We start from the raw sequence: 21,038 nt of genomic DNA, 5'->3' as shown, positions 1-21,038 counted from the left end.
AGGATGGACAATGACGACCAACAACCCGATCACCACTTCGTTTGCCCATCACTCCACCGCGATGGACGTGATCCGGGGCGTGGACCTCGCCGGGCGGCGGGCAATCGTCACCGGCGGGTCCTCCGGAATCGGCGTGGAGACCGCCCGCGCCCTGGCCAGCGCAGGCGCGGAGGTCACAGTGGCCGTCCGGAACCCGGATGCGGGTCAGCAGGCCGCCAACGACATCACCGGCACCACCGGCAACGACCGGGTCCTGGTCGCCCCGCTCGACCTCGCCGATCAGGGTTCGATCGCCGACTTCGTGGCCAACTGGGACGGCCCCCTGCACATCCTGGTCAACAACGCCGGGATCATGGCGGCACCGCTGTCCCGCACACCGCAGGGCTGGGAGATGCAGTTCGCCACCAACCACCTGGGGCACTTCGCGCTCGCCAACGGGCTCCGCCCGGCACTCGCCGCCGGCGACGGGGCCAGGATCGTCTCGGTCAGCTCCGCCGCCCACCTGCGCTCACCGGTGGTCTTCGAGGACATCCAGTACGACAAGCGGGAGTACGAGCCGTGGCAGGCGTACGGGCAGTCCAAGACGGCAAACGTGCTGTTCGCCGTGGAAGCGACCCGGCGCTGGTCCGACGACGGCATCTACACCAACTCGCTCATGCCCGGCGCGATCCAGACCAACCTGCAGCGCTACGTGAGCAAGGAGGAGCTGGACCGGATGCGGTCGGGCAACGCGGCGGCCTGGAAGACCGTCGAGCAGGGCGCCGCCACCTCCGTGCTGGTCGCCGCGTCACCGCTGCTCGACGAGGTGGGTGGGCGCTACTTCGAGGACTGCCAGGAGGCCGCCCCCGCCCAACCGGGCCAGCGGACCGGGGTCGCCGACTACGCGCTGGACCCGGAGGCCGCCGAGCGACTCTGGCAGGTCTCCACCGCCCTGCTCAAGAGCTGAGTACCAGAACGGGAAGGGCGCCCCGGTCGATGACCGGGGCGCCCTCTCGTCGTTCAGCGGATCAGGCCAGGCCCAGCTCCGACTCGAAGTTGCCGCCCTCCAGCCGCTCCTTGACCGCGGTCAGGAAGCGGGCCGCGTCGGCACCGTCGATCAGCCGGTGGTCGTACGACATGGCCAGGTAGACCATCGACCGAACCGCGATGACCTCGCCCAGCTCCGGGTCGTTCACCACGACCGGACGCTTCACCACGGCACCGGTGCCGAGCATCGCCGACTGCGGCGACGGCACGATCGGAGTGTCGAAGAGGGCACCACGGCTGCCGGTGTTGGTCAGCGTGAAGGTCGCCCCGGCCATCTCGTCCGGGGTGATCTTGTTGGCCCGGGTGCGCTCGGCAAGGTCGGCGATCCGCTTGGCGATGCCGCCCATGTTGAGGTCACCGGCGTTGTGGATGACCGGCACGAGCAGACCGCGTTCGGTGTCCACAGCGATGCCGAGGTGCTCGGCAGCCGGGTAGGTGATCGTGCCGCCCTCCAGGTCCATGCTGGCCTGGATGATCGGGTGGGTCTGCAGCGCCTCGATGGCGGCGAGGGCGAAGAACGGCAGGAAGGACAGCTTCACGCCGTGCTTGGCCAGGAACGAGTCCTTGGCCTTCGTCCGCAGCTTGGCGACCTTGGTGACGTCGACCTCGACGACAGTGGTCAGCTGCGCCGTCTCGTGCAGCGACTGCTGCATCCGCTTGGCGATGGTCGCCCGGATCCGCGGCAGCTTCTCCGTGGTGCCCCGCTTCGCGCTGGGCTCCGGCTTGACGGCCGGCTTCGCCGCAGCGGCCGACGGCGCGGCACTCGGCTGAGCAGCCTGGGCCGGCGCGGCCTTGGCGGCCTTCGCCTTCTCGGCCGCCTCCAGCACGTCCTGCTTGCGGATCCGACCTCCCACGCCGGTGCCGTTGAGCGCGGCCAGGTCGACGCCGTGCTCACTGGCCAGCTTGCGCACCAGCGGGGTCACGTACCCGGCGGCCTCCTCGCCGGCACCCGGCGCCGGAGCGGACGGACGTGCCGGCGCCGAGGTCGACGCGGCAGGCTGCGCGGCCTGCTCGGTCTTCGCCGGCTGCGCCGAGCTCTCGGTCTCCGCGGCGGGCTCGCTGTACGAGGCGCCCTGCGTCGGCTCCTCGACCTTCGGCTCCGGCTTCGGCTCGGCCTTCGGCGCCGGCTTGGCCTCCGCCTTCGGCTCGGGCTTCGGCTCGGGCTGCGCCTGGGCGGGGGCCCCGCCGGCAGCGCCGATGATCGCCAGGTCGGCGCCGACCGCTGCGGTCTCGTCCTCGGCGACCTTGATCTCCAGCACCGTGCCGGCGACCGGCGACGGGATCTCGGTGTCCACCTTGTCGGTGGAGACCTCCAGCAGCGGCTCGTCGACCTCGATGGTCTCGCCGACCTGCTTCAGCCAGCGGGTGACCGTACCCTCGGTGACGCTCTCGCCCAGGGCGGGCATCTTCACCGCGGTGCCCTCGCCCGACGAGGCGGCGGCCGGAGCCGGGGCCTCGGCCGGGGCCTCGTCCTGGGCCACCTCGTCGGCGGTGCCCTCGGCGGCGGCCGTCGGCTCGGCGGCCGGCTCGACCGACTCGGCCGGGGCCTGCTCCTGCGGGGCCGCCTCGCCGCCGCCGGTCGACTCGCCCTCACCGGCGATGACGGCCAGCTCGCTGCCGACCTCGGCGGTCTCGTCCTCGCCAACCACGATCCGGCTCAGCACGCCGGCAGCGGGTGACGGGATCTCGGTGTCGACCTTGTCGGTGGAGACCTCAAGCAGGGGCTCGTCGACCTCGACCGTGTCGCCCTCCTGCTTGAGCCAGCGAGTGACGGTGCCCTCGGTGACGCTCTCGCCGAGCCGGGGCATGGTGACCGATACCGGCATGTTCTGAGACTCCTTCATTCCCCTGGTGGGATCTTCGCCCGTCGCCGGACGCCGCGGTTTTGGATGATCAGGCGTGCGCGTGCAGCGGCTTGCCGGCGAGGGCCAGGTGCGCCTCGCCCAGGGCCTCGTTCTGGGTCGGGTGGGCGTGCACGAGCTGGGCGACCTCCGCCGGGTACGCCTCCCAGTTGTAGATGAGCTGCGCCTCACCGATCAGCTCACCCACCCGGGCGCCGATCATGTGTACGCCGACGACCGGGCCGTCCTCGACCCGGACCAGCTTCACGAAGCCGGTGGTCTTGAGGATCTGGCTCTTTCCGTTGCCACCCAGGTTGTAGTTGTACGTCTTGACCTTGTCAGCGCCGTACTGCTCCTTGGCCTTGGCCTCGGTGAGGCCCACCGACGCCAGCTCCGGGTCGCAGTACGTGACGCGCGGGATGCCGACCTCGTCGATCACGGCGGGGTTCTGGCCGGCGATCTCCTCGGCGACGAAGATGCCCTGCTGGAAGCCGCGGTGCGCGAGCTGGAGGCCGGGCACGATGTCGCCGACCGCGTAGACGTTCGGCACGCTGGTGCGCAGCCGCTCGTCGGTCAGCACGAAGCCGCGGTCCATCTTGACGCCCTGCTCCTCGTACCCGAGGTTGGCGGTGTTCGGGCCGCGACCCACGGCGACCAGCAGCAGCTCCGCCTCGACGGTCTCGCCGCCCTGGATGGTCAGCTTGACGCCGCCCTCGGTCTTCTCGACCTTCTCGAACGGCTTGCCGACCTTGAAGTTGATCTTCCGCTTGCGGAACGCCCGCTCCAGCGCCTTGGACGACTCCTCGTCCTCGGCGGCGACCAGCCGGGGCAGCGCCTCGACGATCGTCACGTCCACGCCGAAGGACTTCCACACGCTGGCGAACTCGACGCCGATCACGCCGCCACCGAGCACGATCACCGACGACGGCACCCGGTCCATCGTGAGGGCGTGGTCGCTGGTGATGATCCGCTCGCCGTCGACCTCCAGGCCGGGCAGGCTCTTCGCGTACGAGCCGGAGGCCAGGACGATGTTGCGGCCGGTGTAGCGCTTGCCGTCCACCTCGACCACGTTCTTGCCGACCAGCTTGCCGGCACCCTCGACGATCGTGATGCCCTTGTTGCCCTTCAACATGCCCTGCAGGCCCTTGTACAGGCGGGCGATCACGCCGTCCTTGTACGAGTTGACCCCGGCCATGTCGATGCCGATCAGCTCGGCCTTGACCCCGAACTGCTCCGACTCGCGGGCCTGGTCGGCGATCTCGGCGGCGTGCAGCAGAGCCTTCGTCGGGATGCAGCCGTTGTGCAGGCAGGTGCCGCCGAGTTTGCCCTTCTCGACCAGCGCGACCTTCAGGCCCAGCTGGACGGCGCGCAGCGCGGTCGCGTAGCCGCCGCTGCCACCTCCGAGAATGACAATGTCGAAGGTCGCTTCGTTCGGCTCGCTCACGTCCAACTCCCAGGTCGCGTCGCTGCATCGGGGGTCACAGAGGTGTAACACGGACACACCCCACCTCGGTCATCTTGTCACCACTGGGCACAGGGTGCGTACCGAGGTGCCCAACGACACGTCATCGACACGTACCCTTGGCACCGTTGTCGATGACGCTCGGTGGGGGAGAGAACCGGTGGGCTTGTTCCGGCGCCGCAAACAGGCGGCTGTGCCGAGCCATGACCGTGCTGCCAGTCGTGGGGATCTGGACCATTTGGAGAACTTCATCCGGAGTCGGCGCGGCGTCGAGGCGTACATCGAACCCCGTACGACGGTGACCGAGACCACCGTCATCCTGATCGCCGACGACGGGGAGTGGACCCGTCGGCGCATCGACGGCCCGGACGGAGCCCGGCGCTTCGCGTACCGGATGGGCATCCCGGTCTACGACGTCCGGCTGATGGGCTACCCGCAGCGGATGCGCGACTTCAACGAACGCCGCAAACGTCGCCCCGAGCGGTAGTGAGCAACGCGAAAGGGGCCCCCGGCGGCGACCGGGGGCCCCTCGCTTTCCGTTCCGTCAGCCGTTGGCGGCGACATCCTCGACGAGCTGCACCAGCGTGCGGACCGGAACGCCGGTGCCGCCCTTGGTCCAGTAGCCGGTCGGCTCGCCCGAGTGGTAGCCCGGCCCAGCGATGTCGATGTGCGCCCACGCCACGTCGTCGGTCACGAACTCGCGCAGGAACACGCCGCCCTGCAGCATGTGACCGGCCCGGTCCATCCCGGCGTTGACCTGCGAGATGTCCGCCACATCCGACTCCATGCCCTTACGGACGTCGTCGGGCAGCGGCATCGGCCAGGCCGGCTCGCCGACGGCGTCGCCGGCCACCTTCACCCGGTCGCACAGCTGCGGGGTGCCCATCACGCCGGCCATCCGCTTGCCCAGCGAGATGACCTGGCCGCCGGTCAGGGTGGAGGTCTCGAACAGGTAGTCGGTGCCGTCCGCGCAGGCACGGGCCATGGCGTCGCCCAGGATCATCCGGCCCTCGGCGTCGGTGTTGAGCACCTCGACCCGCTTGCCGTTGAACATGGTGATCACGTCACCCGGCCGGTAGCTGGTGCCCGACGGCATGTTCTCCGCCATCGGCAGGTACGCGCTGACCGCCACCGTCGGCTTCAGCGCGGCGATCGCCAGCATGGCCGCGCCCACCGCGGCGGCGCCCGCCATGTCGGACTTCATCTCCCACATGCCCTGCGCCGGCTTGATCGAGATGCCGCCGGTGTCGAAGGTGATGCCCTTACCGACTAGCGCGACCCGCTTGCCGTTGCCGCCGCCCTGCGGGGTGTAGGTCAGCTTCACCAGCCGCGGCGGGGCCTCCGAGCCCTGCCCGACCGCGACGATGCCGCCGTACCCGCCAGCGGCCAGCGCCGCCTCGTCGAGCACCTCGACGCCGAGGCCCGCCTCGCGCGCCGCGCTGGCGACCGCGTCGGCGAACGACGGCGGACGCAGCTCGTTCGGCGCGGTGTTCACCCAGTCCCGGCTGAGCCGGACCGCGCCCGCCACCGCCTGCGCCCGGACGACCTCCGCCTGGGCTGCCGCGTCGGTGGCGTCCGGCACCGCGATGAGCACCTCGGCCACCGGCTCGCGCCGGGTCGGCTGGGGCCGGGTCTTGTAACCGGGGAACCGGTACCCACCCAGCAGCGCGCCCTCGGCGACCGCGCGCAGCTCGGCCGACGCGTCCGCGTCGTCCGGCAGCGGCAGCGCCAGCGCGACAGTGGGTGCGCCCGCCAGGGCACGGATCGCCGCACCCGCGGCCCGGCGCAGCGTCTCCGGGGCCGGGGCGGCACCCGACGGCTCCGGGCCGAGCCCGACCGCGGTGACCAGCGGGGCGGTCACGGTGCCCAGCGTGGCCAGCTTGATCACCTCACCCGGCCCGCCGGTCGCGCCGAGCAGCGCGAGGGTCTCGGTCAGCTTGCCGTCGAACGCGGCAGCGATGCTCTCGGCGCCGCTGGCGAGCAGCAGGGTGCCGGCGAGGCCGCTGGTGGCGCCCTGCTCTCCGGTCTGGCTGTGCACGCCGATCACGATCGCGTCGACGGCGAGCTCCGCCGGGTCGGTGTCGACCAGGCTCAGGTTGGTGGTGCGGGGTGAAGTCACTGAAGCTACTCCGGGCGGGCCGGGCCGGTCGCGGCGTCGCGTACCAGCGGTGAAGGTCTCCGGCGGAACCTACCCGCCGGACGTCATGGCTGTCCCGCCGACAGCGCCAGCGGGCTCCCGCCGATGCTAACCAGCGACGTTGCCCCCGGTAAGTTGCCACCCATGACCGACGTGACCTCCGACGCTGCCGCGACCCGGCTGCGCCGTTCCCCGCTGCACGAGCGGCACACCGCCGCCGGAGCCAAGTTCGCCCCCTTCGGGGGCTGGGAAATGCCCCTGGAGTACGCCGGCGGCGGGGTGCTCAAGGAGCACACCGCTGTGCGTACGGCGGTCGGGGTCTTCGACGTGTCACACCTGGGCAAGGCCCGGGTGAGCGGCCCCGGAGCGGCCGACTTCGTCAACTCCTGCCTCAGCAACGACCTGGGCCGGATCGGCCCGGGCCGGGCGCAGTACACGCTCTGCTGCGACGACGCCACCGGCGGTGTGGTGGACGACATCATCGCCTACCTCTACGCCGACGACCACGTCTTCCTCATTCCGAACGCGGCGAACACCGCCGAGGTGGTGCGCCGGTTGCGCGCCGCCGCTCCCGCACAGGTGACAGTCACCGACGAGCACGAGGCGTACGCGGTGCTGGCCGTGCAGGGTCCCCGCTCGGCCGAGTTGCTGGCCGCCCTGGACCTGCCCACCGAGCACGGCTACATGAGCTTCTCCGCCGCGACCCTCGCCGGGGTGGAGCTGACCGTCTGCCGCACCGGCTACACGGGTGAGCTGGGCTACGAACTGGTGGTGCCGGCGGAGGACGCGGTCAGCGTCTGGGATGCGCTCTTCGCCGCCGGTGCGGCGTTCGAGCTGCGGGCCTGCGGGCTGGCCGCCCGGGACACGCTGCGGACCGAGATGGGGTACCCGCTGCACGGGCAGGACCTCTCCCTGGACATCAGCCCGGTGCAGGCCCGCTCCGGCTGGGCGGTCGGCTGGGACAAGCCGGCCTTCTGGGGCCGCGACGCGCTGCTCGCCGAGAAGGCCGCCGGCCCCCGGCGTACGCTGCGCGGCCTGGTGGCCGTCGACCGGGCGATCCCGCGGCCCGGCATGACCCTGCACGTGGGCGACACCCAGGTCGGCACCGTGACCAGCGGCACCTTCAGCCCGACGAGGAAGCAGGGCATCGCGCTGGCCCTGCTGAACACCGACGCCAACCTGACCGACGGCGACGAGGTCGAGATCGACATCCGAGGCCGCCGAGCCCCCCTGACCCTGACCAAACCCCCCTTCGTAACCCCCTCAGTGAAGTAACCCCCCGCCCGGGGCCCCAGCCCTGGTTGATCATGAAGTTATTGCCACGACACGCCGACGGCGGTGGCAATAACTTCATGATCAACGCGCCCGGAGGGGCCCGGAGGGGGGTTGGGGTTAGGGGGTTTTGGGGGTTGGGGGTTCGCCGGAGTCCAGGACTGCCTGGGTCCAGCCGCCTTCGATGACGCCTGTGGCGTCCAGGACGGCCCAGTCGACCACGTCGGACGTCTCCACGACCACGGGGGCGCCGATGCGGACGCTCTGGTCGGTGTTGGCGTCGCTGGCGCTCACGCCGACGATGCGTTCCGGGGTCTCCCACGAGGTGACGCCCGCCCAGACGTACTCCGGGCCGTCGTCTCCGGGCAGGCCGTACTTCACCACCAGTTGCGACTCGGTGGGGAGTTGCCCTGCGACGAACCGGGCCCGAGCGTCATCCAGCGCGGCCCGGGCGGTGGCGACCGCACGGCTCATCGCGTCACCGGAGCGGGCGTAACGCACGTCCGGCTGGATGCCGGAGAACAGGGTCGCGCAGGCGGCGGCGTAGTAGCGCCCGTCCGGGCCGGGGTGCCCGGCCGGCGGGCGCAGGCTGAGGAACGAGTCGGCCTCCGGGTCGGTCGCCGGGTCCAGTTCGAGGCGCAGCAGCACCGGGGCGGTGGCGCCGTGCTGCTCCGGGTTGCCGTACGCCACAGCGATGTCGTGCCCGGTGACCGTGGCCAGCACCGGGAGCTGCACGAACGCCGGCACCTCCTCGCCGGTGAGCCCGTCGGTCCAGTCCCGCAGCAGTCGGCGGGCCGCCCCGGTCATCACCGCACCCCAGGCCCGGGTGAGGTGGTCGGGCACCCCCTGGGTCTGCAACTCCAGCAGACCGAAGCGGCGCAGCCCCTTGGTGGTGAACCACAGGCCCTCGGTGTCCGACGAGTACGGCACCAGCACCCAGTCGACAAGTCGGATCCGGCCCTGCTCGTCGGGGAGGGAGCGCAGCGCGGTCGCCGGGTCGAGGAACTGGAGGCCGAAGACGTCCACCACGTCGCTGTCGACGGATTCCGCCACGGCTGCCGCGACCGCCCGCGCGGCCCACTCGTGCGCGGGTGGCCAACCGGGCCGGTACTCGGCCTGTACGACCACCAGGTGCGTCGCCGCCGCCAGCCGGTCCAGTTGCTCCTTGGTGGCACCGAACGCGGTGAGCAGGTCCGGTGGCAGTTCGGGGAACTCGGCGATCGGCCGGGTGTCGACGCTCATCAGCGGGCTGTCGAGCATCTGCCGGGCCAGCCCGTGCACCGGCTCGGCCAGCCGGCCGGTCAGGGCCGCCACCGCGGTCTTCGCACTGACCTTCGGTAGCCCCGCCATCGGCACCAGGTAGGTCGCGCTGAGCGACTCCGGCACCGGAACGGGCAGGAAGTCGTCCGTGATGAGCATTGTGGGTTCCCCCGGTGGCCGCGCCGGTGTTGTCGAGCCGAACGCTACCCGGCCCGCCGGGCCCGGTTCAGCCGGACAGCACCAGACCCAGGTAGACCAGCGTGGTGACCACCTCGACGGTCGCGCCGAGGACGTCGCCGGTGATCCCGCCGAGGCGGCGTACCACGTGGTTGAGCAGCGGTAGCGCGACGGCGGTCGCGGCGACGACGGCCAGCGGCCCCTGCCATGGACGGCCCGGCACCGCGGGCACCGCCAGCAGCACGACGGCGACCGCGCCGGCGGCCAACGCCACCGGGCCGACTGTGCCGGCGACCAGCGCGCCCAGCCCGTCGGGCCGGGCCGCCGGCACGCCCCGCCGGCAAGCCATCGTGACACCGAGCCGCCCGGCCGCGGTCGCCGCGACCACCGCCGCGAGGCAAGCCGGCCAGGACCGCCCGGCGAGGTCGGCGAGCGCCGCCGCCTGCACCAGGAGTACGACCACCAGGGCGACCACCCCGAACGGGCCGACGTCCGGCTTCTTCATGATCTCCAGGGCCGCCGCGCCCCGCCGGTAGGAGCCGAGCGCGTCAACTGTGTCGGCCAGCCCGTCCAGGTGCAGTCCTCGGGTGAGCAGCGCGGCGACGCCGACGGTCACACCGGCCGCCACCAGCGGCGGTGCGAGCGCCCCGGCCAGCAGCAGCACACCGGCCAGCAGGGCGCCGAGCAGCGCACCGACCACCGGGGCGAGGGCCATCGCCGTGCCCGCGACGGGTCGGTCGATGCGCCCGGCCCGCACCGGCAGCGTGGTGAACGTGGTGACCGCCAGCCGGACTCCCGCGAGCAGCCGTGGCTCAGCCGGCACGCCAGCCCGACGCCGGCTGCTCGTCCACCCCGGTGCTGGCCCGGCCCGGCCCGGCCGGCACCGGCTCGGCGAAGTCGGGCTCGGTCGAGTCGGGCTCGGTGAGATCCGGGTCCGCGTAGCTCGGGTCGGTGGACTCCGGCTCGTCGGCGGGCGGGTCGGTGTCGTCGGTGCCGCCCAGCGACGGGTGCACCGGCAACGCGGCGGACAACGCCAGCACCGAGCGCAGCAGCGGCAGCGCGACCAGCGCGTTGGCGCCCTCGCCGAGATCCATCCGCAGGTCGAGCAGCGGGGTGAGGCCCAGCACGTCGGCGGCGAGCCGCACGGCCGGGTGCCCACCGTGGTCGGCCAGCAGGCACCAGTGCCGGGCCTGCCCGGCCAGGTCACGGCTCACCATGGCGGCGGCCAACCCGACCGGACCGTCGAGCAGCACCGGCACCCGGCGGGCGGTGGCGCCGAGCAGCACGCCGGTGGCCACCGCCACGTCGCCGCCGCCCAGCTCGGCCAGGATGTCCTTGGCGCCGCGAGACGAGCGTCGGGTGCGGTGCAGCGCGTCGCGCACCGCCGCGCAGCGGATCATCCACGCCGCGTCGTCGATCTCGCCGGAGTCGGTGATCACCCGACCCAGCACGGCGGGCGGCTCAGCGCCCGCGGTCGCCGCGAGCACCGCCGCGGCCGCCGCCTCGGTGCCGGCACCGCACGCGGCGAGCACCAGCAGTTGTACGCCGGCGTCGGCGGCCTGCTCGGCCAACCGCCAGCCGTAACGCAGCGCGGACTCCACCTGCTCAGGCGCGAGGGCCTGCTGGTCTTCGATCGGCGCGGAGGCCGGGGTGTCCACCACCTGGAGACTCGCGCCGCTCTCGGCGGCCAGCCGTGCCAACGCGCCCTGACCGGCGCGGGCCTGTGCGGCGCGGCGTGCCGACTCACCGGCGACGGTGCCGGCCGCCGCCCCGCCGGCGTGGTCGCCGTGCAGCAGCAGCACCCGCGCTGAGCCCCAGGCGGCGGGGGTCGAGGTGCCCTGGGTGGCGGCGGCGAAGCCCACCACCCGGTCCAACACGCCCAGCCCGGCGCCCGGTACGTCCAGCGTGGCCAGCCGGTCGACCGCCTGTGGGCCGGCGTACTCGTCGGGCATCGGCAGCTCCATGCCGGGCTGGATGACCAGCCCGGTGGACACCATCGGCAGCGCCATTGTCGGCGCGGCCCACGGGTTGCCCGGTTCCGCGGTCGGGGCGGCCGGCGGCGTGGGGGTCAGCACGTCGGGGAGCTGCACCTCGGGGGTGGGCTCGGTGTCGGCCAGGCTCGCCACGACCGGTGCTGCGGCGGCGGCCGGCGACGCGGTCACGGGGGCGGGAGCGGACGGTTCGGTGACGGGCGACTTGAGCCAGACCGGCTGACCGGCGACGACCAGTACGACCGCGTCGCAGGCGTCCGCGACCGCACGGTTGGCCGCGCCCAACGCGTCGGTGAACGCCCGGCCCAGCGGGGTGGTCGGCACCAGCGACAGCCCCACCTCGGGGCTCACCAGCACCACCCGCGCGGCACACCCGCGGATCGCCTCGGCCAGCTCGGCGATGGTCGCCACGTCGTCGGCGGGCTGGTGGTCCGGGTCGAGCAGCACCGTCACCCAGCCGCCCAGGTCGTCGACCAGCAACAACTCGTTGGGCTCGGCGGACTCGAGCACGTCGGCCAGCCGGCGCGGGTCCTCGGTGGTCTCCTCGGTGGTCCAGCTGCCCGGCCGTCGGGCGCGGTGCGCCGCCAGCCGGGTCGCCCACTCGGTGTCCTCCGGGTCGCCCTCGGGCGCGGTGGCGACGTAGCGGACCACCGGCGCGTCGCTGACCAGGGACTCGGCGAACTCGGACTTGCCGGACCGGATACCGCCGAGCACCAGGACCGTGTTCCACCCGTCTACGGACATGCCCGTACCTTAGTTCTCATCCTTCGGGCCCGGGCACGTCGCCCCGACCCTGCCGAAGATCGAAAGTCCGTTCCGCCTTCATTGCGGGGAAGCGCCCAGTTCCCCCACCCGAATGCGGCACGACCCCGGTCCGCTGCACCCGCCGCCACGGCGGTCAGTCGCAGTGTTCGAACCCGCTGCCGTAACTGACGCCGCCGGTGGTGCCGCCCCACTTGACGCACGTCCCGGCGGCGGTGGCCCGCACCGGCCCGGCGTAATAGTCGAAGGACCCGCTGTCAGTGCTGCGGGCCCTGCCCTGCACCTCCAGGTACGCCGACGCGGCGGACTTCGCGCCGACCGCGGTGTCCTTGAGGGTGACCACACAGTTGGTCCCGGTGCCCCCGTGGTACAGCAGGAAGACCCGGCCCTTGCGCTGCCCGTCCCCGCCGGTCAGCGTCGCCGAGTCGATCACCTGGTAGCCGCTGCCGCACGCCTGGGCGGCCGTGTACGGGTTGGGCCGGCTGGACGGGGTGCGGCTGGGCGTCGGTCGGCTGCTGGTCGTACCGGTCGGCGTACCGCCCGGCATTGCGGCGCCGGTGGGTTCGCCGCTGGTCGTCGCGTCGGCGGGAGACCCGGTCGGGTCGGCCGTCGCGGTGCGATCGACCCGCGGCGTTGCGCTGGGCCCGGGCCCGGTGGTGGTCGCGTCCCCGGGCGGCAGCGGTGCGTCGGTGACCGCCGCCGACTCGCCGGCCAGCGCGGGTGGCTGGTCCGCCGAACCAGGCTTCGCTTCGGGTCGAAGCGCCACCACAGCCACCGCGACGACGAGCGCGACGAGAACGACAGCACCTGCCCCGACCAGCAGCGGACGGCGTCGGCCCGGCGGCCCGCTCCCGAGCGCGTCCTCCCGGGTCGGCTTCGGCTCGGTCGTCGCTTCGACCGCCACGCTCGCCGGTGGGCGTAGAGCCGACACCGACCCGGCGGGCGGCGTCGCCGCGACCGACGGTGCGGAAGCCAGGCCGGCTGCCGGAAAAGGAGTCGGGCCGGCCGACGGTACGGAAGTCGGGACGGCGGGAGCCGCGACGCCCGGGGTGGGAGCGGCCAGCGCCCACGGTGGGCGGGCAGAGACCGGAATGCTCGCCACTGTCGCGTCGCGGGCATCGGCGGCGGCAGCGGCCAACTCAGCGGCGCTGCCGAACCGGTCCTCCGGACGCTTGGCCAGCGCGCGGGCCACCACTGCGGCAACCGCCGGTGGGGTGTCCGCCGGCAGCGCCGCCGGGTCCTCCTGGGCGTGCCGCAGCGCCACCGCGAGCGGGTTGTCACCGTGGAAGGGCGGCTGCCCGGAGAGGCAGAAGTACGCCACCGCGCCGAGCGCGTAGATGTCGGTGGCGGCCGAGACCGGCTGCCCGGTGGCCTGCTCCGGAGACATGTACGAGGCGGTGCCGAGCACCATGTTCGCGGCGGTGAGCCCGGCCATGTCGCGGGACCGGGCGATGCCGAAGTCGACGAGCACCACGGTGCCATCGCCCTTGACCAGCAGGTTGCCCGGCTTCACGTCCCGGTGCACGATGCCGGCGAGGTGCGCGGTGTGCAGCGCGTCGGCGGCCTGGGCCAGCACCGACATGGTGGTGGCCGGATCCAGCCGCCCCACCGCGCGCACCCGGGCGGACAACGGCTCGCCCTCGACGTACTCCATCACCAGGTAGTCGACCTGGCTGCCGTCGTCGAGCACTGCCTGCCCGACGTCGTGCACCGGCACCACGCCGGGGTGCCGCAGCGCGGCCAGCATCCGCGCCTCGGCCCGGAACCGGGCGGTGAACTCCGGATCGGCGACCAGCGACGGCAGCAGCACCTTCACGGCGACCTCGCGTTCCAGCAGGACGTCGGTGCCGCGCCAGACCGCTCCCATCCCACCCGTCGCCACCCGCTCGCCCAGCCGGTACCGGCCGCCGAGCAGCACTCCCCGTGTCAGCACCGAGCCACCGTACCGGCCGGCGTCGATCGGATTGATCCACCCCGTCGGCCCCGCGGGGGCGAGCGAGCGGCCGTTGCGCGCCGGGCCGACTACGCTGGCGAGGGTTCGTCCCACGGGGACTTCAGCGGCGAGGGGAGACGCGGCATGGCGTGGAGCTGGCGGTACGAGGGCACGGACGGCCAGACGGTCGAGGGACCGGCGGAGTCGTTCGGCAGCCAGGCCGACGCCGAATCCTGGATCGGTCAGACCTGGCGGGAGCTCGCGGCGTCCGGCGTCACCTCGGTCGCGCTCTTGGAGGACGACCGGGTGGACTACCGGATGAGCCTGCTGCCCACGGCCGAGTGATGGCCTACGACCGCCCGGGCGGTGACGGGCTGGTCCTCGGCGTGCCCAAGGCGGCGTTCCGGCCCAGCCCGGTCTTCCTCGGTCTGGTCGCGCTCTTCGCGGTCAGCGGGGTGCTGACCTGGAACGGGTACGGCAACGTCCGGTTCAACGTGTTCCTCTTCGTGGTGTCCGGCTGGCTGGTGTCGCTCTGCCTGCACGAGTACGCCCACGCGGTGGTGGCCTACCGGGCCGGCGACCGGGACATCGCCCATCGCGGCTACCTGACGCTCAACCCGTTGAAGTACACCCACCCGTTGCTGTCGATCGTGCTGCCGGTGGTGGTGGTGCTGCTCGGCGGCATCGGCCTGCCGGGTGGCGCGGTCTGGGTGGACCGGCACGCCATCCCGGGTCGACTGCGGCACACCCTGGTCAGTCTCGCCGGCCCGGCGACGAACGTGCTGTTCACGCTGGTGTTGGTGGCGGCGGTGCAGGTCGGCACCCGGTCGGATGGTCCGGTGGAGTTCTGGGCCGGGGTGGCGCTGCTCGCCTTCCTCCAGCTCACCGCCAGTGTGCTGAACCTGCTGCCGGTGCCCGGCCTGGACGGCGGCAACATGATCCAGCCGTGGCTCACCCCGCAGTGGCGCAAGATGTACGACCTGTTCGCGCCGTACGGCTTCATCCTGCTCTTCGCGCTGCTGTGGAACCCGCGCATCGGCGGCTGGTTCTTCGACGCCGTCTTCGCGGTCGGTGACCTGCTCGGTCTGCCGTCGTGGCTCTACGCCACCGGCCTGGAGCTGATCCGCTTCTGGCAGACCTGACCCGGCCCGGCGACCGGGCGAAGCTGACCCGGCCCGGCGACCAGGCGGAGCTGACCGGGCGAAGCTGACCCGGCCCGGCGACCAGGCGGAGCTGACCGGGGGAAGCTGACCGGGCGGAGCTGACCCGGCCCGGTCGGCGCGAGGGGTTCGCGCCGGCCGGGCCGGAACAACGTCAGGGACGCTGCGCGGGGGACTCGGTCTTCGCCGCGTCCCGCTCGACGATCGGCTCGACGATGTCGTCGATCGCCGTGAGCAGGTCGGCGTCGAGCTTCACCCCGGCGGCCTTCACGTTGTCGTGCACCTGCTCGGGGCGGGACGCGCCGATGATCGCCGACGAGACGTTCGGGTTCTGCAGCACCCACGCCACGGCGAGCTGGGCCATGCTGAGCCCGGCCTGCTCGGCGAGGGGCTTGAGCTGCTGGACCCGGGTCAGCACGTCGTCGTTCATGAACCGGGAGATGAAGCCCGCGCCCGACTTCTCGTCGGTGGCACGGGAACCGGCCGGCGGCGGCTGGCCCGGCAGGTACTTGCCGGAGAGCACGCCCTGCGCCATCGGCGACCAGACGATCTGCCCGATGCCCAGCTCCTCGCTGGCCGGCACGACCTCGGTCTCGATGACCCGCCAGAGCAGCGAGTACTGCGGCTGGTTGGACACCAGCGGGACGTGCAGCTCCCGGGCGAGCGGGTGAGCGGCGCGCAGCTGGGCGGCGGTCCACTCGGAGACGCCGATGTAGTGCGCCTTGCCGGAGTGGACGACGTCGGCGAACGCCTCCATCGTCTCCTCCAGCGGGGTGCTGTAGTCGTAGCGGTGGGCCTGGTAGAGGTCCACGTAGTCGGTGCGCAGTCGGCGCAGCGAGCCGTTGATCGACTCCATGATGTGCTTGCGGGACAGGCCACGGTCGTTGCGGCCGGGCCCGGTCGGCCAGTAGACCTTGGTGAAGATCTCCAGGCCCTCACGGCGCTCGTTCTGCAACGCCCGGCCGAGCACGTCCTCGGCCCGGGTGCCGGCGTACACGTCGGCGGTGTCGAAGGTGGTGATCCCCGCGTCGAGAGCGGCCCGGACGCAGGCGAACGCCGCGTCCTCCTCGACCTGCGAACCGTGGGTGATCCAGTTGCCGTACGAGATCTCGCTGACCATCAGGCCGGAACGGCCCAGGTGTCGGAATTCCATGTACCGACCCTAGCCCCAGTGGATCAACACCGGCGACCGGCGACTCAGAGCACCGGGTTGGCGTCGGTGAGTAGCCGGTCGATCTCCTCCAGCACCTCGGCGCGATCGCGGTGCACCGGATCGATGAGCGGCACACCGCGCCGGTCCAGCGCGCCCCACCGCCCGTTGTCGCTCTCGACCAGGAACGCCACCGGGTGGATGACCAGCATCGGGTGCGCCGGCGGGACCAGCACCGTGCCGGTGCGGTCCACCACGCCCCGCCGACCCGCCACGTCGACCACGGCGAGCCCCTCGTCGGTGAAACCGTCGATCTTCTGGCCGTCGGCCAACTCGGTGACGAAGCCGTGGTAACGGGTGGGCACGATGACCCGACCGGTCCGGTCGACCGCCCCCCAACCCTCGCGCCGCACCGCGGCCAGCCCACGCCGGAACGGTCGTACCTCGGCGAAGTTCGGCGCGACCTGCACCGCCCCGGTCGCGTCGATCGCCGTCCAACCACCCTCGCCGACCACCCACGCCAGGCCGTCGCTGAACGGCTGCGCGGCCCGGAAGGACGGCGGGATCACCGTCGTACCGAGCAGGTTGATCAGCGACCAGCGGTCGCTGTCCGGCCGGCGGACCCAGGCCAGCCCGTCGTGGAAGGGCTGCGCCTCGGCGTACCGGGCGGGGACGACCACGTCGCCGTCCTGGCTGGTGTAACCCCACAGCGACCCGTCCCGGTCCGGCAACGGGGGCCGGTCCCGGTCGAGCACCTCGTCCCGACCCCGGGGGTACGCCCCGAAGCCATCCGCCTCGGCCCGGACGGTGACCGCGTCGAGGGCGACCCGGACCCGTTCCAGCAGTTCGGCGTCGCCCGCGCCGCGCAGGTCGAGCGCCTTCTCGAAGTGCTCGCACGCCTCCATGAGCCGCCCCTGGTCGTAACAGGACCGCCCGGCGTGCTCGTGCAGCGCGGCCCGTAGCCGGTCGGGCAACTCGACCGAGTTGGCCTGGGCGAAGAGCTGGTCGGCCTCGGCGAAATTGCCACGCCAGCGCAGCACGTGGGCCAGCCGGGCCTGGGCCAGCGCGGTCCGGCGCAGCTCGCCGGTGGCCTCGGCGTAGGTGAGGGCGAGTCGACCGTCGGCCAGCGCGTCGTCCAGGTCGCCGAGGATCCGCGAGGCCACCGCCCGCAGGCTGAGCAGCCGGGCCCGGGCACGGTTGTCGACCGCCGAGCCCAACTTCTCGGTCAGCCGCCGACGGATGGCCCGCAGGTCGTCCGGCTCCGTCAGCTCCTCGCGCAGGGTGACCGGGTCCAACCGCCACCGGTACGCGGCCAGCACCTGCTCCGGGTCGCCCGGGTCCGCCAGCGACGGGCGGGTCACCACCGGCGGTGCTTCCTCGGGTGGCGCGGACACCTGCTCGTGCTCCCCGTCCGAGCCGCTCCTCGGGCCGGGTACGGCCGACGCTGGCGGCGCGGACGTCGGTGCCACCGACGCTGGCGGTCCGGAGACCGGCGCTGCGGCGGGCGGTGGTGTCGAGGCCGGTGGCGCGGAGGCGGGCTCTGCTGCGGGTGCCGGCGGTGCGGAGACCGGTTCTCCGGAGTACGGCTGTGCCGGCGCGGGTGGCGCGGATACGGGCGCTACGGAGTACTGCTGCGGTGAGGCGGGTGGTGCGGACACCGGAGCTGCGGTCGATGCCGGCGGTGCGGAGACGGGCGCGGAGGAGAGAGGCGGTGCGGAGACGGGTGCCGCGGGTGGCGCCGATACCGGCGGGGCCGGAGGAACGGAGACCGGCGTGACCGAGGCGGGTGGTGCGGAGACCGGTGTGACCGAGGCGGGCGGTGCGGAAAACGGCGGTGCCGGGACGGGAGGTGCCGAGACGGGCGGGCTCGTGTCGTCCGCAGCCGTGACATGCGTCGCCGCGTCGCCCCGCCACTCGTCGACTGGCGAGCCGTCCGCCGGGCTCGCGCTCGGGTTGTCGATCGCGTCCGTCGGCTCGGCGGGTGGCACGAGTTCGTCCGTCGGGTCGTGCTCGACCGGCTCGGTGTCCGCGCTGGGCGACGCGGCAAAGGGCTGCTGGTCGGCGTCGACGTCGGCTTCGGTCCGCTGGTGGGGCATCGCGACGACAGGTACGCCGGAGACCGGCTGGTCGCCATCCACAGTTTCCGTGTCGAAGCCGGGCTGCGGGTCGTCGTCCAGGTCGTCCGCCCAGAGCCGCGGGGCACCGGAGACCGGGTGGGCGGGCGGCGCGGAGACCGGGTCGAACGCGTCATCTGGTGCCGACCCGCTGGCGTGCTCGTCGGCCACACCGAGATGGGTGTCGGCTGCCGGCGTCGACGTGTGCGCGTCCGGTGTCGCGGAGCGGTCGGGGTCGCCGGCCTCGTCGTCGACCGGGTCGAACGGACGCTGGTCCGTCGCAGGCTCGGCCTGGTCGGATTCGGCGGGCTGAGCGGGGCTGAACCACGCCTCCGGTCCGCGGGTGCCCGGGACGTCGTCCGGCTCGTGAACGGGCGCCACCGGCTCTTCCGCAGGCGGCGGGGGTACGTAGCGGCGCGGCGTACCGGGGGCCGGCGGGAGCACCGGCTCGACCTCCGCCGCCGGTGGCTGCGGGGCCGCCGGAGGCGGAGCCACCGGGCTCGGGTCGGCCGGGGGCGGGTCGGCCGGGGGTGGGTCGGACCGGGTCGCCGGCGGCGGCGGTGCCTGCCAGGTGGGTGGCGGGGCCACCGACGGGCGGGCGTCCGCCGTCGGTGCCAGTCGCTCCGGTGGGTACGGGCGCTGCTGCGCGGCCGGTCGATCCGGCGCGGCCGGTCGATCGGCGGGGTGCGGCCGCTCCGCCGAGGGCGAGCGGTCCGGGGAGGTCGGGCGGCGGTCGGTCGGTGGGGCGCCGGCCAACGGGTCGCCGACCCGACGGCGGTCCGGGCCGGGCTCCTCGCCGCGCCGCTGGTCCGCCGGACGGTCCCGGCTGTCCGGGCCGGAGTAACGCGGCGGCGGAGCGGGATGCGGTCCGGATGCCGGTGGCGGTTCGGCCAGCGGCCGGCGTCCCGATGCCGACGGGGCGTCCGAGCGCTCGTCGGCACCGGGCGGGTCCACCGGCGCGGGCAGGTACTCCAACCGCAGGCGCGCGGCGGGTGGCCCCGAGACCGGCCGGTCGGAGGCGGGAGAGACCGGGACGGCCGACACCGGTCGGTCCCAACCGCGGCTGGTGGGGGAGTCGGGTGCTGGCGACACCGGTCGTTGCGGGGAAGCCGGGGCGGCTGACACCGGTCGGTCCCAAGCGGGGGAGACGGGTGCTGGCGACACGGGCCGCTCCGGGGAGACCGGCATGGCGCGGTCGGAGGCGGGCGGCGCCGTGGCGGCCGGGCGTACCCGTCGTTCGTCGTACCGTGCCGGAGTGGCCGCCGGGCGTTCGTCAGGCCGGGACGGCGTGGCCGCCGGCCGGTCGGGCCGGGCGGCCGGGCGGCCGGGCGAGACGCCCGGCTCGGTGCCGCGGTACGGGTCGGCGCCGCGGTACGGGTCCGTGGTGCGGTGCGGCTCCGTGGTGCGGTGCGGGTCCGTGGTGCGGTGGCCGGGCTCCCGGGTGCGGTCCGAGGTGCGGTCCTGGCGCACCGGACCCGGTGCTGGCCAGGGCAGACTGCCGTCCGACCGTTGGCCCGGCTGCGGCCGGGGCTCGCGGTACGCGTCCTCACGGGGGGCGTCCTCGCGGTACCCGTTGTCGCGGTACCCGTCCGGGCGGGCCTGCTCGCGGGGTCGCCGGTCCGGGTACGCCTCGGCGCGGGCCGCCGCCTCACGGGGCTGCTGCCGGTGCGGGTCGGTGTCGGGCCGCCGCCGGTCGTCGTCGGGCCGCCGCCGGTCGTCGTCGAGGCGCGGTTGGTCGGTCAGGTCCGGCTCGGGACGACGCCGTCGCCCACCGTTGGGTGAGGGCGCTGCGCCGATCCCCTCGTCCGCGCGGTAGCGCGGCTCCGGGCGGCGCAGGTCGTCGGCGGCCCGGTCCGGGTACCCGTCGGCGCGGTATCGCGTGCGGCCGTCCACTGATGCCCACGGGTCGACCCCGTCGGCGACGCGGCCGTCGTGGTCGCGGGTGGGTCGGACGCCGTACCCGTCGGCGGTGTGCCGTTCGTGACCAGCGGCGGGCCGTTCCGGCGTGCCGCGCCGACGTGGTGTGTCGTCCGGCTCGGGCACCCAGCCGGGTTCGGGTCGGGGCGCGGGGGAGACCGGCGGGGATCCCCGGTAACCCCGATCCCGCTCGGCGGGCTCCTGCCGGGGGCCGCGGCTGTCGTACCGCTCGGGGTTGGGCTGGTCCCGATGCCAGGCGGCTTCCCGAGCGGGACCTCGCTCGTCGGCGGGGCGTCGGTCGGACCAGGCGGTACGTCGGTCCGACTCGGGCGAGCGGCGGTCGTCGCGGCGGGGTGGCTCGGGCAGCGGACGACGGTACGGCTCGTGGTCGTAGTGGCGGGAGTCAGCGCTGTCGGGCCGGCCGTAGGCGGACGCGTCGGCCGCGAGTTCGTCGCTGCGGAGTCGGCTGTAGGCCGACGCCTCGCCCGGCTCGTCGTCGGCCCAGGAACGGCCGTGAGGTGCCTGTTCCGCCGGTGATTCGTCGGACCAGGACCGGCCGAGGTAGGTGCCGTCCGGGCGGGTGGGCGCCAGCGGCGGCACCTCGGCGCGACCGGACACCGTCGCGCGTCCGCGCGGTGGTGGCTGGTGCGGCATGCCGATGTCGCCGGCGTAACGCTGGCCGGGGAACTGGGGGTGCCACTCGGTGGTCGGCTCGACCACCCAGGACGGTTCGTTCGGGTCTGACCACCGGTCGGTGTAGCGGCCGTTCATCCGTCGAGCCCGTCGCCACACCCGGCCGCTCGGCCGATTCTCGCCGGGGGTGAGGTGTCCGCAGC

Annotated in this window: 13 protein-coding genes and 1 pseudogene; 5 read left to right on the top strand and 9 right to left on the bottom strand. The window is 73.7% G+C overall.

Features of this window, described 5'->3' with window-relative positions; all coding sequences use genetic code 11:
- The first annotated feature begins 10 nt into the window (after positions 1 to 10).
- A complete protein-coding gene (locus tag ACFYPG_RS28350; RefSeq protein WP_355007764.1) occupies positions 11 to 946 on the top strand; it encodes an SDR family NAD(P)-dependent oxidoreductase in 936 nt (311 codons plus the stop codon).
- A gap of 61 nt (positions 947 to 1,007) precedes the next feature.
- Here the strand turns inward: ACFYPG_RS28350 and sucB are convergent, their stop codons facing one another.
- Both sucB and lpdA read right to left on the bottom strand, forming a co-directional pair.
- The gene (sucB, locus tag ACFYPG_RS28345) at positions 1,008 to 2,852 is read right to left on the bottom strand and encodes a 2-oxoglutarate dehydrogenase, E2 component, dihydrolipoamide succinyltransferase (protein ID WP_357206163.1); all 1,845 of its coding nucleotides are present in this window, start codon (positions 2,850 to 2,852) and stop codon (positions 1,008 to 1,010) included.
- 67 nt (positions 2,853 to 2,919) lie between these two features.
- Positions 2,920 to 4,311: a dihydrolipoyl dehydrogenase gene (lpdA, locus tag ACFYPG_RS28340; RefSeq protein ID WP_355007762.1), complete on the bottom strand. Its 1,392-nt coding sequence runs from the start codon at positions 4,309 to 4,311 to the stop codon at positions 2,920 to 2,922.
- A gap of 178 nt (positions 4,312 to 4,489) precedes the next feature.
- Between lpdA and ACFYPG_RS28335 the strand changes: the two genes are divergently transcribed.
- Positions 4,490 to 4,816, top strand: coding sequence for a hypothetical protein (locus ACFYPG_RS28335; protein ID WP_355007761.1), 327 nt, complete (start codon positions 4,490 to 4,492; stop codon positions 4,814 to 4,816).
- A gap of 57 nt (positions 4,817 to 4,873) precedes the next feature.
- On the opposite strand, the gene ACFYPG_RS28330 is transcribed toward ACFYPG_RS28335, so the two are convergent.
- Entirely contained in the window at positions 4,874 to 6,448 is a 1,575-nt protein-coding gene (locus ACFYPG_RS28330; RefSeq protein WP_355007760.1) for a leucyl aminopeptidase, read from the bottom strand.
- Between the two features lie 162 nt (positions 6,449 to 6,610).
- Between ACFYPG_RS28330 and gcvT the strand changes: the two genes are divergently transcribed.
- The gene (gene gcvT / locus ACFYPG_RS28325) at positions 6,611 to 7,741 is read left to right on the top strand and encodes a glycine cleavage system aminomethyltransferase GcvT (protein ID WP_355007759.1); all 1,131 of its coding nucleotides are present in this window, start codon (positions 6,611 to 6,613) and stop codon (positions 7,739 to 7,741) included.
- 117 nt (positions 7,742 to 7,858) lie between these two features.
- On the opposite strand, the gene ACFYPG_RS28320 is transcribed toward gcvT, so the two are convergent.
- The 4 genes and pseudogenes from ACFYPG_RS28320 to ACFYPG_RS28305 all read right to left on the bottom strand — a co-directional run.
- On the bottom strand, positions 7,859 to 9,157 hold the full coding sequence (locus ACFYPG_RS28320; RefSeq protein WP_355007758.1) for a DUF2314 domain-containing protein: 1,299 nt from the start codon (positions 9,155 to 9,157) through the stop codon (positions 7,859 to 7,861).
- 67 nt (positions 9,158 to 9,224) lie between these two features.
- Positions 9,225 to 9,998, bottom strand: coding sequence for an adenosylcobinamide-GDP ribazoletransferase (locus ACFYPG_RS28315; RefSeq protein WP_355007757.1), 774 nt, complete (start codon positions 9,996 to 9,998; stop codon positions 9,225 to 9,227).
- A complete protein-coding gene (locus ACFYPG_RS28310) occupies positions 9,988 to 11,910 on the bottom strand; it encodes a bifunctional adenosylcobinamide kinase/adenosylcobinamide-phosphate guanylyltransferase (RefSeq protein ID WP_387354392.1) in 1,923 nt (640 codons plus the stop codon). The genes ACFYPG_RS28315 and ACFYPG_RS28310 overlap by 11 nt, the downstream gene beginning before the upstream one ends.
- 673 nt (positions 11,911 to 12,583) lie before the next feature.
- A pseudogene (locus ACFYPG_RS28305) lies at positions 12,584 to 13,861 on the bottom strand (protein kinase); the annotation flags it as partial.
- Positions 13,862 to 14,005: 144 nt separating this feature from the next.
- Between ACFYPG_RS28305 and ACFYPG_RS28300 the strand changes: the two are divergent.
- Both ACFYPG_RS28300 and ACFYPG_RS28295 read left to right on the top strand, forming a co-directional pair.
- Positions 14,006 to 14,206: a hypothetical protein gene (locus ACFYPG_RS28300; RefSeq protein ID WP_354942506.1), complete on the top strand. Its 201-nt coding sequence runs from the start codon at positions 14,006 to 14,008 to the stop codon at positions 14,204 to 14,206.
- Positions 14,206 to 15,003, top strand: coding sequence for a site-2 protease family protein (locus ACFYPG_RS28295; protein WP_355007755.1), 798 nt, complete (start codon positions 14,206 to 14,208; stop codon positions 15,001 to 15,003). The genes ACFYPG_RS28300 and ACFYPG_RS28295 overlap by 1 nt, the downstream gene beginning before the upstream one ends.
- A gap of 172 nt (positions 15,004 to 15,175) precedes the next feature.
- Here ACFYPG_RS28295 and ACFYPG_RS28290 read toward each other — a convergent pair whose 3' ends face one another.
- Together ACFYPG_RS28290 and ACFYPG_RS28285 are read right to left on the bottom strand one after the other, a co-directional pair.
- The gene (locus ACFYPG_RS28290) at positions 15,176 to 16,174 is read right to left on the bottom strand and encodes an aldo/keto reductase family protein (protein ID WP_355007754.1); all 999 of its coding nucleotides are present in this window, start codon (positions 16,172 to 16,174) and stop codon (positions 15,176 to 15,178) included.
- Positions 16,175 to 16,218: 44 nt separating this feature from the next.
- On the bottom strand, positions 16,219 to 20,973 hold the full coding sequence (locus tag ACFYPG_RS28285) for a WG repeat-containing protein (RefSeq protein ID WP_387354391.1): 4,755 nt from the start codon (positions 20,971 to 20,973) through the stop codon (positions 16,219 to 16,221).
- Positions 20,974 to 21,038 lie beyond the last annotated feature (65 nt).

This window comes from Micromonospora sp. NPDC005553, from assembly GCF_042871765.1.
Lineage (GTDB): Bacteria > Actinomycetota > Actinomycetes > Mycobacteriales > Micromonosporaceae > Micromonospora.
This window is presented reverse-complemented; position numbering and strand designations above follow the sequence as displayed.

What these genes read in the sequence shown, in the direction of transcription:
- ACFYPG_RS28350 (WP_355007764.1), top strand. Translation starts at nt 11, where the DNA reads ATGACGACCAACAACCCGATCACCACTTCGTTTGCCCATCACTCCACC.
- sucB (WP_357206163.1), bottom strand. Translation starts at nt 2,852, where the DNA reads ATGCCGGTATCGGTCACCATGCCCCGGCTCGGCGAGAGCGTCACCGAG.
- gcvT (WP_355007759.1), top strand. Translation starts at nt 6,611, where the DNA reads ATGACCGACGTGACCTCCGACGCTGCCGCGACCCGGCTGCGCCGTTCC.
- ACFYPG_RS28320 (WP_355007758.1), bottom strand. Translation starts at nt 9,157, where the DNA reads ATGCTCATCACGGACGACTTCCTGCCCGTTCCGGTGCCGGAGTCGCTC.
- ACFYPG_RS28310 (WP_387354392.1), bottom strand. Translation starts at nt 11,910, where the DNA reads ATGTCCGTAGACGGGTGGAACACGGTCCTGGTGCTCGGCGGTATCCGG.
- ACFYPG_RS28300 (WP_354942506.1), top strand. Translation starts at nt 14,006, where the DNA reads ATGGCGTGGAGCTGGCGGTACGAGGGCACGGACGGCCAGACGGTCGAG.
- ACFYPG_RS28295 (WP_355007755.1), top strand. Translation starts at nt 14,206, where the DNA reads ATGGCCTACGACCGCCCGGGCGGTGACGGGCTGGTCCTCGGCGTGCCC.
- ACFYPG_RS28290 (WP_355007754.1), bottom strand. Translation starts at nt 16,174, where the DNA reads ATGGAATTCCGACACCTGGGCCGTTCCGGCCTGATGGTCAGCGAGATC.
- ACFYPG_RS28285 (WP_387354391.1), bottom strand. Translation starts at nt 20,973, where the DNA reads ATGAACGGCCGCTACACCGACCGGTGGTCAGACCCGAACGAACCGTCC.